Raw genomic sequence first — 12,596 nt, forward strand, 5'->3', positions numbered from 1 at the left:
CTAGATGGCGCGACGCTAGCTGTGACATCGGCCGCCACTGGCTTAAGTAACCCGACCATTATTGCCGCCTTTAAAGCCTTTATGCAGGGCGGCTGGGTGGCGGTAAATGTTAAGCCCAGAGGCCGGCCCAAAGATGAAAGCCGCCGTTTAAGCTCGGCACAAGAAACCACATTGCAGCAATGGATGTTTTCTGCACTGCCAGAATCGGTTATACCCGGTGCACAGTTGTGGCAAACCGCGTTAATTAAGCAGTGGTTGCAGCAACAAACGACATTAACCTTGAGCGAACGCACTCTGGGTCGCTATCTCACCCGTTTTGGGCTAAACGCCCCGCCCGCCACTATTACTACCGAAGATAGTGACTTTGTCACTTATCGCGCTTGGTACCAGCACAGTCTGCCCGCATTAAAGCAACACACCCTGCACGGCAATGCCATTTTGCTGTGGGCTGGAGTCATGGATGTAAAAACACCAAGTCTTGGCGATTACAGCCTACTGTATCTGCATACCCCTAAAGGGAAGTTACTGTGGCATTTGGTAGCAGGCACGGCCAAAGCTAATGATTATATTGAATTTTTTACTCGTATTATCGGCGAGTTTAACAGCAAAATTATTTTGGTGCTGCGGGGATGCGACATTCGTCCTGTAGCAAAGATAACTGACTGGCTAACCAGTCATGCCCAGCAAATAATAGTGACTACTCCCTCGCCGGTGGCGTTTGCGGGTCACTCTGCTGCTATTGGCAAGGCCGTTAAACGGCTTAATACACCTAACTCAGTGCTAGGTGATACAAATAATTTAAGGAACTCCATGAACCTGACCCACCTACAACGGCTTGAAGCCGAAAGTATTCACATTATGCGCGAAGTCATCGCTGAGGCTGATAATCCGGTGATGCTTTACTCTATTGGTAAAGACAGCGCGGTAATGCTGCACTTAGCCATGAAGGCGTTTTACCCTTCTTTGCCGCCGTTTCCGTTGCTGCATGTTGACACCCGCTTTAAGTTTCGCGAGATGTACACTTTTCGCGACCAAATGGTGGAAAAGCTCGGTCTTAAGTTGCTGGTTCATACTAATCCAGAAGCCATAGAGAAAGACATCAGCCCGTTTACTCATGGCTCGGCCATTCATACCGACGTGACCAAAACCGAAGGCTTGAAGCAGGCGCTGGATCAGTACGGCTTTGATGCCGCTTTTGGTGGTGCGCGCCGCGATGAAGAAAAATCTCGTGCCAAAGAGCGTATTTTCTCGTTTCGTACCGAGCAACATCGCTGGGATCCTAAAAATCAGCGTCCTGAATTGTGGAAGCTTTATAACGCGCGTAAGCACAAAGGCGAGTCGATTCGGGTATTCCCACTGTCTAACTGGACCGAGCTGGATATTTGGCAGTACATCCACCTAGAAAACATTCCGATTGTGCCTTTGTATCTCGCAGCACCTCGTCCGGTAGTTGAGCGCGATGGCGCCCTGATTATGGTGGATGACGAGCGCATGCCGTTGAAAGACGGTGAAGTGCCGATGATGAAAAACGTGCGCTTTAGAACGCTGGGCTGTTACCCACTCACTGGGGCGGTGGAGTCAGAAGCCACTACGCTGCCAGAAATTATTCAAGAAATGCTGCTCACTAAAACCTCCGAGCGCCAAGGCCGCATGATCGACCACGACTCCAGCGCATCGATGGAAAAAAAGAAACAGGAAGGTTATTTCTAAGGCGCGAAGCGCCGTAGAAATAACCAGCTGTAAGCTTTAAGCGGTCAGCTATCAGTTAAAACCGAAAGAAAAGCTGTCAGTTAAAACCGGAAAAACAGTTATCACGAAGTGAGCAGCTATGCTTGAAATTTAAGCGTACAAAGTGGTGGCAACATAAACTTTGAAAAACTTCAGGTGTGGCAGCGTTCCGTTAAGCTCTCAGCAGCGTTATATAAGCATTTTCAAGAGCTGAGAGACTTTAGCTTTCGTGACCAAATTACTCGATCTGGATTGTCCATTCCCAGCAATATTGCAGAGGGCATGACACGACGAACTGACAAAGACAAAGTGCATTTTCTTGTTATCGCTAGGAGCTCATGTGCTGAATTACGAACTCAAGTTTATATCGGCATAGATATTGAGTATATCAATGTCGAGCTAGGCAAACAGTGGCTGGAAGAAACACGAGAAATCTCCGCCATGATAAATGGCCTGATAACATCAATAAATCAAACGCCGTAAGCTGACTGTTTATCTGACAGCTGACAGCTGACGGCTTATAGCTTCGAAGAGAAAAATGATGAATGAAACAACTTTGCTTGAAACGAATATTGAAGAGTACCTCAAACAACACGAAAGTAAGAGTTTGTTGCGGTTTATTACCTGTGGCAGCGTAGATGACGGTAAGAGTACCCTGATTGGGCGTTTGCTGTTTGAATCTAAGATGCTGTTTGAAGACCAGTTAGAAGCCATGGAAGCCGACTCAAAAAAATGGGGCACCCAGGGCGAAGAGATGGACTTTGCCTTGTTGGTAGATGGCTTGTCCGCCGAGCGCGAGCAAGGCATTACCATTGATGTGGCTTATCGTTTCTTCTCTACCGATAAGCGTAAGTTTATTGTGGCCGACACCCCTGGTCACGAACAGTACACCCGTAACATGGTGACCGGTGCCTCTACTGCCGATGCGGCCATTTTAATGGTCGATGCCCGTAAAGGCATTTTGACCCAAACTCGCCGTCATAGTTATTTGATGTCGTTGCTGGGTATTCGCCACATCGTAGTCGCCATCAACAAGATGGATTTAGTCGATTATTCTCAAGCGCGTTTTAACGAAATTGCAGAAGAATACCGCCAGTTCGCTAAGCAGTTGGGGCTGACTAACGTCACTTACCTGCCGTTGTCTGCCTTTAAAGGCGACAATATCGTGACCCAAAGTGACAATATGCCTTGGTATCACGGCACTACCCTGATGGGCTTTTTAGAAACGGTAGAAATTGACGACACTCGCATGCAACAGGCACCGTTTAGGTTGCCGGTGCAGTGGGTTAACCGCCCTAACCTCGATTTTCGTGGCTTCTCGGGCACTATTACCAGTGGCGTAGTGAAGCCAGGAGATCGCATTCGCGTGCAGCCCTCTGGCAAAGAAAGCGAAGTGGCACGCATTGTCACCTACAGCGGCGACTTGCCATTGGCGGTGGCTGGTCAGTCGGTCACCCTCACGCTAAAAGACGAAATTGATATTTCCCGTGGTGATGTGATCTCCATTAGCGATGCGCCAGCAGAAACCGCCGATCAGTTTGAAAGCACCATAGTGTGGATGAGTGAGGACGCCCTGCTGCCTGGTCGCCCTTATTTGCTGAAAATTGGCACCCAAACCGTCACCGCCAGCATTACTGATATTAAGCATCAGGTGAACGTGAATACGCTGGAGCATACCGCAGTCAAGCAGTTAGAGTTGAACGGCATTGGCGTATGTAACATCAGCCTAGACCGCGCCATTGCCTTTGATGATTATCAAACCAACAAAGACACCGGTGGCTTTATTTTAATCGACCGCCTCAACAACACTACCGTGGCCGCCGGCATGCTGCACTTTGCTCTGCGTCGTAGCCAAAATATTCATTATCAGCATGTGGATGTGAACAAAGAAGCGCGCGCTAAAACCAAGGGCCAAACGCCAAGCGTATTATGGTTTACCGGTTTGTCTGGTGCGGGCAAGTCAACCATTGCTAACTTGGTAGAGAAGAAACTGCATGCCTTAGGCAGTCATACCTATCTACTGGACGGCGATAACGTACGCCATGGCCTGAACAAAGACTTGGGCTTTACCGATGCCGACCGGGTAGAAAATATTCGTCGTATTGGTGAAGTGTCCAAACTGATGGTGGATGCAGGCCTGATAGTGCTGACCGCCTTTATCTCGCCCTTTAAAGCCGAGCGTCGTATGGCGCGTGAGCAACTGGCCGAAGGTGAATTTATTGAGGTGTTTGTTGATACGCCACTAGACGTAGCTGAAGACCGCGATGTTAAAGGGTTATACAAGAAAGCCCGCCGCGGTGAGTTGAAAAACTTCACCGGTATCGACTCGGCTTACGAGCGCCCCGAAGCACCTGAAATTCATTTAGATACCACTCGCTTAAGCGTTGAACAAGCCGCCGATGAGGTGATTGTAGAACTACGCAAGCGCGGGATTATAGGTTAAGGGACAGCTGTCAGCGGTAAGCTTTCAGCTGTCAGTTTAACAATGGATTGCCACGCTGCGCTCGCAATGACGACTAATGGCAGCCGTCAGCGCTAAGCTTTCAGCTGTCAGTTTGGTCCAATGAATTGGACTCTACAAAAGGCGGTCGGCGTTTGTCTTTCGCTGATCGCTGACGGCTGACGGCTGACGGCTGACAGCTGATAGCTCCCCGAAGGGGCGATAGCTCTTATAAAATAAGGTTAATGACTGTGATTACTAAAGAATTGTTAGATCAGGTTGATGTTATTGCGCGCGCTGCGGGTGATGCCATTATGGAAATTTATGGCCGTGAGTTTAGCGTTGAGCAAAAAGAAGACAAGTCGCCGTTAACTGAGGCCGATGCGGCCGCTCATCACTTAATTGTGAATCATTTGGCATTACTGTCGTTACAAGCCCCCATTATGTCGGAAGAAGATACCGTCGATTTTGCCGGTGCCGATGCACATGGTCGATATTGGCTGGTTGATCCGTTGGATGGGACTAAAGAGTTTATTAAACGCAATGGCGAATTTACCGTTAATATTGCGCTAATAGAAAACGGCAAGCCGGTGTTAGGTGTCGTTTATGCGCCAGCTCTAGATGTCTGCTATACCGCCGCCGTGGGCCTTGGCGCTTTTAAAGCCGAAGGTGAACAAGCACCGGTAGCCATTACCGTGGTTGAGCATCAAGCAGACACCCCTTGGCGTGTTGTGGGTAGCCGTTCGCACGCTAGTGACTCAATGCAGGCTTGGTTAGAGAAGCTGGGTGAGCACGAATTAGTGGCGATGGGCAGTTCACTTAAACTGTGCTTGGTAGCAGAAGGCGCCGCCGATGTTTACCCTCGTCTTGGTCTTACCTCATTGTGGGACACAGGTGCCGCGCAGTGTGTGGTAGAACAAGCCGGTGGCAGCGTAATCCAGCTTAATGGCGATGTGCTTAGCTACGCCAACACCAAAGAAGTACTCAACCCCTTCTTTTTAGTGTTAGGTAAAAGCAACCCCTTTGGGGAGCTTTCAGCCTTAAGCGATCAGCTTTAAGTTAAAACAGGTCACAAGCAAAATCGGTGATAGGCCCTTTCGCCACGGAAGAACACGGAATCCACGGAAAAATAGACACTAAGACAAAATATTATAGGGTAAGACCTTACAATTATGAGATCTTAAGGTTTTTGCTTTTCTTCCGTGGATTCCGTGGATTCCGTGGATTCCGTGGCAAAATAGGTCTTGGGTTTTAGATCTTTGCTCTTAATCTTTAACTTATAGCTTTTACGGCTATGTTTTCTCGCTTAAAGCTTTCTTTCAGGTATTTTATGTTGTTAACCAATTCTTGGGGCATTTGGCGACAGCGTCAGGTCTTGAATAATTTTTTGTCTCCAAGCCAATTAAGCCACAGACCCAGTGACTCACTGACGGCGGTAGTTGGTTGGGGTATGAAGCCCAACACCCAAAAAGCCCGCGTTCTGGCCGAACGCCGCAACCTGCCTTTTTGGCAGCTAGAAGATGGTTTTGTCGGCTATATCGGTCATCCGGCCAGTGGTGCCACCCGCTTATCGCTGATCGTGGATGAAGTAGGTGTGTATTACGACGCCACTCGCCCTAGCCAGCTTGAGCAGATGCTGGATGACATCAGCTGGTGGAGTGCTGATTGGCAACAGCGAACCGAGCAGCTGCGAACTGTGCTGGTACGCGAGGGCATCACCAAATATAACCATTATGCCGATAACAGGTTGCCGACAGCCATTGCCGAGCGTTTAGACCATGATCGCCCTCGGGTATTAGTAATTGATCAAACTAAAGGCGATCAGTCGGTGCGATTAGGGCTGGGTAACGAGCAGAGCTTCGCCAATATGTTGGCCGCAGCTAAAAGTGAGAACCCCAACGCGCAAATTATTGTGCGCACTCATCCCGATGTGTTGCTGGGTAAGAAGCAGGGTTATTTAACTGAGCTTGCCGAGAATGATACAGAGAGTGATGTATGGCTAATGGCGGACTCGGTTAACCCCTTTGCGTTAATGGCTGCCGTAGACAAGGTATATACGGTGACCTCGCAGCTGGGCTTTGAGGCATTATTGGCGGGTAAATCGGTAGTGTGCTTTGGCGCGCCTTTTTATGCGGGCTGGGGCGTTACTGACGACAGAGTTGCGATTTCACGCCGTGGCCAGCCTCGCACGGTACCGCAATTGCTGGCTGCGGCTTATTTGCGTTATTGCCGTTATGTGGATCCTATTACCGGTGAACGCTGCGAGCTAGAAGCTTTGCTTGATTTGATTCTGGCGCAGCGCAGCCCGGTGCCTGTGGTAGATACCCTGTATGCGGTGGGGTTTTCACTGTGGCGGCGGCGCTTTACTCCCCGATTTTTAAGCCGTTATGCCCATAAAGTTAAATTCGTGGATGCTCTACCCCGTTCTGTGGAACAGGGTTCACATGGGCGGTCCATTGAAATGGACCCTACCCGCCCGAATTCATTCGCCCATTCGTTCTCGTCGCAAAATAGCCAAGAGGCGGTGCTAATTTGGGGTCGTCGCTTTGAATCGGAACTGGCTGACTGTGCCTTACCGATATGGCGTATGGAAGACGGTTTTTTACGTTCGGTAGGGCTGGGTTCAGACTTACGCCGGCCAGGCTCTTTGGTGGTGGATAATACGGGTATGTATTACGACCCGCGCACGCCGAGCGCTATTGAGCAGTATCTTGTCGAACATGAGTTTTCTGCCCTCGAATTATCGCTCGGTGAACAGCTAGTTGAGCACTTTAAAGCACAAGCGCTGACTAAATATAATGTGGGTAATAATGCCAAGCTAAACTGGCGGCAACAGGCAGGCGAGCGCACTATTTTGCTGGTGCCAGGCCAAGTAGATGACGATGCCTCTATTCAACTAGGCAGCCCGTTTGTGCTGGGCAATGCCGCCCTGTTGCAGGCGGTGCGCCGCGATCACCCTACTGCTTTTATTGTGTTTAAACCCCACCCAGATGTAGTGAGTGGTAATCGTAACGGGCAAGTGCACCCTGAGGTGCTTGAACACTGCGCTGATGTAGTCGAAACTCAAGCGGGCATTGTGACCTGCCTAGATGAATGCGACGCGGTACATACCCTTACCTCGTTGACTGGATTAGAGGCGCTAATTCGAGGCAAGGCGGTCACCGTATGGGGACAGCCGTTTTATGCGGGTTGGGGGCTAACGCAAGATAAGCATCCGGTAGAGCGCCGCGGCCGCCCGCTACCATTAGCAGCACTGGTATATGCCACTTATGCCTGGTACCCCACGTATGTGGATTACGCGACTGGCTTATACAGCACACCATTGCGCATGGCTGGCCAATTAGCCAAAGAACGCACGCAGTTTAAAGAGCCGAAAAATAACCTATTACGTTGGGCGCATCGGCGCCTGCGCAAAGCCCGGTATTTATGGGAAGCGCTGAAGACAACGTAAAAACAGCCGTACGCTTTACGCCGTCAGCGATCAGCTACTTACTACCCCCTAACATCAAGACCTAAGAGCTATTTCTGCCACGGAATCCACGGAAGTAGAGCAAGAGCCGAAACCGTAAAAGAGCGATTTTATTATAAGATCTTACCCATACCTGATTACGTATGAACCTCAGCCATAATGCACCCTGTTTTGGTTTGTTCTTTTCTCGTATCCATACCCTGCTGCGATATCAATACAAGCAGGGTGCAGCAAGGCTATTGCTTTGCGGTAGAGGCCGCTTTAGCTGGCCGGTTTTACGCAGTAAAACAAGAATCTACAAACCACATCAATGTTAAACGAGGTGTGTTTTGTAGGTGCCTTTGTCAACGCCGTGCGGTTTGAAGATCTTGGTGGCGCTCCGCGCCACCGGCCAGCTAAAGCGGCCTCTACGGTGCAACGTTGTGAAATTTGGCGTGGTTGTGGGTCTTGAACGTATGGCCAGCAGGATATTCGACATACCTCCCTGTAACCTATTGAATTCATTGGTGCTGAGTTCACTGAAACATGGCTGAGCTTTGTGGGTAATCAGGTTCAGATTTGATCACTATTTTTCCGTGGATTCAGTGCTTCTCGTAGCAAAGAGTCGTGGCAAAGGTCTGTAGTTTTGAAGGGGCAAGCAGACTAAAAACTCCACTGATGTTATGAGTTATTACTTAAGTAATCCGGCATAACTTATGTGGATAGCCAAGCTCCAAACTGCGGCGAAGCTCTCTTCGCCGAAGAGACGGCCACCTACGAAAGATACCATACCCCGTAGCCGGCAATTTATTCGCCGGGCCAGCGTAGCTGGTTAGTTTTAGAACCAAACCTAAAGCCAAACCGTGCTGAATAAATTTGCACCTACAAGGTCAAAACCCAGCGCTAAGACAGTGGCGAAGGAGTCTTGAATCTTTTAAGAGCCTGTAACGACAAAATCCACGTTAGTTCCGCAGCATTACTTAGTGTCTTGTGCTTAGTTCACCTAAGGGTGCGGTTTGGCGCAGCAGTCGCCACGTTAAGCCCGCGGTCACCAGTAACACCAACACACTGCCGAGCATTACACCGGGCAAGCCTGCCCAGGCCCAAAATGGATACAGATACAAGCCACCTAGGCTGGCTCCTAAATAATAAAACACCAAGTACAGTGCTGATGCCAAGGCCCGGTGTTGCGTTACGCTGCGCCCTACCCAACTGCTGGCACAGGCATGGGCCAAAAAGAAAGCAAAGCTGTCGACAAACAGCGTCAACAAAATAACCGGTAACTTCGGGCTAAGTAGACCTAGATTGCCTATCGCCATAATGGCAATCGCCGCTAATAAGGTTTGGCATAGGCCAAAACGATTAATCAACCAGCCGCTAATGCTGGAGGCGAAGGTGCCTGACAGGTAAGTTAAAAATAATAAACCTAACGCGGCGCTGGCTAACTGAATGGGCGGCGCAGACAAGTAAAACGCCACATAAGTGTATTGATTTAAAAACACCATAAAGTTAAGCCCGCCCACCAGATAAATGGGCCACAGCAGCGGGTTTTTAATGTGCTTTACTAGTGCAGTTGTACCCTGGCCTTTATGCGACGGCACAAAATATTGAGAAGCCGGCAACCATTTTACTAATGGCAGCCACAACAATAAGCTCAAACCCGCTAACACCATAAAACTGGTTTGCCACTGGCCGCCCCACTCGGCCAATAAGCCGCCAAACACCCTTCCTGCTATGCCTCCCAAAGAGTTAGCCGCAATATAAACGCCAATGCTGGTGACCAAAGCTCTAGGCGTAAATTCCTCGCTCATGTAGGCCACCGCCGTCGCCGGCAAGCCCGCCAAGAAAAAGCCTTGTAACCCTCTGACTAGCAACAAAGTCGAAAACTGGCTTAGCTGAGAAACGACTAGTCCCAACACTAAGGCCACCAGTAAACAGCCCAGCATCACGGGCTTGCGCCCTAATTGATCGGCCACTCTGGCCCAAAACAATAAACCCAGCGCCAGGCCGAGCGTGGAGATAGATAACACCCAAGTCGCCGATAATGCAGATACGGAAAAGTCGCTGGCTAGCAGCGGTAATAGGGGTTGGGCGATGTATAAATTTATAAACACCAACATTGAGCCTAAGCCCAATACCAAGGTGGCCCGCCACCATAGCGGGGTTTTTAGCTCAATCATGGGTAACTCCTAGTGCGGAGCCTTGACCTTAGCGCGGACTGGAGTATAAATAAAATATATAAAACATATAAAAATAATAAAAGAAACTGATGGTAGAGCTGAGACCACCCCCTCGTCATAGCGAGGAGCGCAGCGACCACATTCCTGTCATTGCGAGGAGTGTAACGACGCGGCAATCCATGCTTGGACCCTGTGCAGGCGTGCAGAATGGATTGCCGCGCTGCGCTCGCAAAGACGGAATAAGGGCGCATGACAACCGAGCGCAGAACGGTATAACTCAAACGCAAAGCTTGACGTTTAACAGAGCATCTACGAGCTCAGTCTTTTAGCTACATGTTATTCCCCTTCACACTTACCCCATCACTCTTATCTATTCACTCTTTTAAAATGGTAAAGGGTGGTAGCGCTTGCAGTAAGGCAGAGCCATAGCGTTTGCTCACTAAGCGCTTATCTAATAAGACGATACGCCCTTCGTCGGTTTCACTGCGCAGTAAACGGCCACAGGCTTGAATAAGTTTGCGTGAGGCTTCGGGTAGCGCTAATTGCATAAAAGCATTGCCACCAGATTGGGTGATCCACTCGGCCATGGCTTCTTCTACCGGTGAGGTGGGCACCGCAAAGGGCAGCTTAGTAATAATCAAATTCGTCAGATAATGACCCGGCAAATCCAGCCCTTCAGCAAAGCTGCCGGTGCCAAACAGCACGCTCGATTGCTTGCCATCACATTTTTCTCTGTGCAAATGCAACAACGCCTGTCGACTGGCTTCGCCTTGTACCAATATTGAGTGGCCTTGAGCCCGCAGCGCTGTAGCCGCTTGGTTCATTTGTCGATAAGAAGAAAACAGCACTAAACTGGCGCTTTGGTCCGTTAGCCACAGTGGAATTTGCTCGGCGAGTAAGGCATCAAACTGCTCACTGCTGGGCTCGCATGCTAGATGCGGAATAATCAGGCGTGAGCCTTGATAATCAAAAGGCGAATTAAGTCGTAAATAATGGCTGCCATCGTCTGCACGCAACCCTACACTGCGGCGAAAATAACCAAAGTCATTAAGCGCGGTGAGCGTGGCGGACACCATGATCACGGCGCTCGCACGCGACCAACACCATTGCTCTAATAAGTGACCTACCGCCAGTGGCGTGACGCATAACACCACTTCTTGCTTGTCTTTCGCATCTAACTCTAACCAGCGAGCCGGCGGGGTTTGCTTCTCAAGAGTGGGTTTAAGTAGCAAGGCACTGCCGTCGCGCAATTGCTCGGCTTGGAGTAGTTGCAGGCTGATCATGGCCAGTGCCGCTTCAATGGCCGCACTTTGACTGGGATTTATTTTTAATTGCTCGGCCAATTGACTACTAATAGGCCCCAGCGCGCGGCAAAAAATTTGACTGTCTTCTTTTAAGCGCGTTAAAGGCTCGTCTAAGCCGCAGGGCAAGTCGCCGGTAGTAAAGCGCAAACAGCCTTGATCATCGGGAGTAAGGTCACGCCTTTGCAATGCCGAAACTAACTGGCGATAGAGCTCGTTAAGACTTGGGATCAGCTGAGCCAAGCCGTGCTGTAATTTAGCGATAGCGCCTTGGCCATCACTGCCGAGCAAGTCATTTAACTTACCGTGCCACTTATTAAACTGCTCCAGCGATCGCCTAAGCTGGCGCAACGCCAACCGTGCCGAGCCCTGATCCCGTGCCACGCTGGCAATATGATGGGCTTCATCCAGTATATAGAGGCATTGTTCAGGCTCGGGTAGCACTATGCCGCCGCCCATGCTCAAATCTGCCAATAGCAGTGCATGGTTCACCACTATTACATCCGCTTGTTCAAGTTCAGCCCGCGCTTTATGAAAAGGGCAACTTTGGTGGCCCAACATCGGCTGGCAGCTATGACGCTCGGCCTGTATTTGCTGCCAAAGGGCAGTCTCTATCGGGGTTGGCCAACTGTCTTTATCACCCGCCCAGCTGCCATCACTGTAGGCCTGCCACATCTTGGCTAATTGGTTTTGTTGGCTCTCGGTTAAGGGCGGGTGAGCTAATAAGTGATTATCGGATAATACTTGCTCAAACGAGCCAGGATCAAACATTTGCGTTTGCGCCGCCCCCGCTCTCAAGTCCGATAAACGCCGTGCACAACAATAGCGGGCACGGCCTTTGGCTAAGGCAAACTTAAAGCTGGGTTTACAATGCGGGTGAAACAGCGGCAAATCTTTTTCAATTAATTGTTCTTGCAGCGCCAAGGTAGCGGTAGAGATCACCAGCTTCTTTTGCTGCATCCGTGCCCACGGGATCCCCGCCTGTAAATACGCGAGCGACTTACCAATACCGGTCCCGGCCTCGGCCACTAAAATACGCCGCCCTGCATCATAGCGCCCCGAGAGTACCTTGCTCATCTCCGCGACCAAGTAATTTTGCTCACGCCGCGGCTTAAAATTAGGTAGGGCTTTGCTTAAGCGCCGGTAATTATCGCGCACTAGGGATTGATAATCACCGGTGGACTTATTAGTAGTGGGCTTATTGAGATCGGGCTTTTGGGAATCAGGCATCAGATTAGCTTATAAGGTAAATGGCCAAGGCGGGGGTAAATAACGACGGCAGGGAGTATAACACGGGCGTATTCTGAAAATGGGAGAGCGAATACCGGCTATTTATCAGATAAAGCTGGTAGCTAACACACATCAATAAAAGCTATGCATTAACGCTAGCCTACAGAGCTGACACACAGGCCACCATCGTAAGTACTCGCGGTAATGAAAGCTTCATAGCAAATTAACATGAGTGAAATAGAGGCTGATTATAGTTCAGAACAGCTGTG

At 49.8% G+C, this 12,596-nt stretch carries 7 protein-coding genes; 5 read left to right on the forward strand and 2 right to left on the reverse strand.

Annotated elements, in window-relative coordinates:
- Nucleotides 1–810 precede the first annotated feature (810 nt).
- The 5 genes from cysD (at nucleotide 811) to R0134_RS08880 (ending at nucleotide 7,619) form a co-directional block, all read left to right on the forward strand.
- Nucleotides 811–1,710 (forward strand): sulfate adenylyltransferase subunit CysD, encoded by a 900-nt coding sequence (cysD, locus tag R0134_RS08860; RefSeq protein WP_319784336.1) that lies wholly within the window; start codon nucleotides 811–813, stop codon nucleotides 1,708–1,710.
- A 174-nt stretch (nucleotides 1,711–1,884) separates the two neighbouring features.
- The gene (locus tag R0134_RS08865) at nucleotides 1,885–2,211 is read left to right on the forward strand and encodes a four helix bundle protein (protein WP_319781524.1); all 327 of its coding nucleotides are present in this window, start codon (nucleotides 1,885–1,887) and stop codon (nucleotides 2,209–2,211) included.
- Between the two features lie 58 nt (nucleotides 2,212–2,269).
- Nucleotides 2,270–4,171: a sulfate adenylyltransferase subunit CysN gene (gene cysN / locus R0134_RS08870; protein ID WP_319784337.1), complete on the forward strand. Its 1,902-nt coding sequence runs from the start codon at nucleotides 2,270–2,272 to the stop codon at nucleotides 4,169–4,171.
- A 242-nt stretch (nucleotides 4,172–4,413) separates the two neighbouring features.
- On the forward strand, nucleotides 4,414–5,226 hold the full coding sequence (gene cysQ, locus R0134_RS08875; RefSeq protein WP_413641371.1) for a 3'(2'),5'-bisphosphate nucleotidase CysQ: 813 nt from the start codon (nucleotides 4,414–4,416) through the stop codon (nucleotides 5,224–5,226).
- A gap of 272 nt (nucleotides 5,227–5,498) precedes the next feature.
- Nucleotides 5,499–7,619, forward strand: coding sequence for a capsular polysaccharide biosynthesis protein (locus R0134_RS08880; protein ID WP_319781525.1), 2,121 nt, complete (start codon nucleotides 5,499–5,501; stop codon nucleotides 7,617–7,619).
- Between the two features lie 977 nt (nucleotides 7,620–8,596).
- Here the strand turns inward: R0134_RS08880 and R0134_RS08885 are convergent.
- Nucleotides 8,597–9,796, reverse strand: a complete 1,200-nt coding sequence (locus tag R0134_RS08885; RefSeq protein ID WP_319781526.1) for an MFS transporter — start codon at nucleotides 9,794–9,796, stop codon at nucleotides 8,597–8,599.
- Between the two features lie 374 nt (nucleotides 9,797–10,170).
- A complete protein-coding gene (gene dinG / locus R0134_RS08890; RefSeq protein WP_319781527.1) occupies nucleotides 10,171–12,327 on the reverse strand; it encodes an ATP-dependent DNA helicase DinG in 2,157 nt (718 codons plus the stop codon).
- Between the last annotated feature and the right edge of the window lie 269 nt (nucleotides 12,328–12,596).

This window comes from Oceanisphaera sp. IT1-181 (assembly GCF_033807535.1).
Taxonomy (GTDB): Bacteria; Pseudomonadota; Gammaproteobacteria; order Enterobacterales; family Aeromonadaceae; genus Oceanimonas.

What these genes read in the sequence shown, in the direction of transcription:
- cysD (WP_319784336.1), top strand. Translation starts at nt 811, where the DNA reads ATGAACCTGACCCACCTACAACGGCTTGAAGCCGAAAGTATTCACATT.
- cysN (WP_319784337.1), top strand. Translation starts at nt 2,270, where the DNA reads ATGAATGAAACAACTTTGCTTGAAACGAATATTGAAGAGTACCTCAAA.
- cysQ (WP_413641371.1), top strand. Translation starts at nt 4,414, where the DNA reads ATGACTGTGATTACTAAAGAATTGTTAGATCAGGTTGATGTTATTGCG.
- R0134_RS08880 (WP_319781525.1), top strand. Translation starts at nt 5,499, where the DNA reads ATGTTGTTAACCAATTCTTGGGGCATTTGGCGACAGCGTCAGGTCTTG.
- R0134_RS08885 (WP_319781526.1), bottom strand. Translation starts at nt 9,796, where the DNA reads ATGATTGAGCTAAAAACCCCGCTATGGTGGCGGGCCACCTTGGTATTG.
- dinG (WP_319781527.1), bottom strand. Translation starts at nt 12,327, where the DNA reads ATGCCTGATTCCCAAAAGCCCGATCTCAATAAGCCCACTACTAATAAG.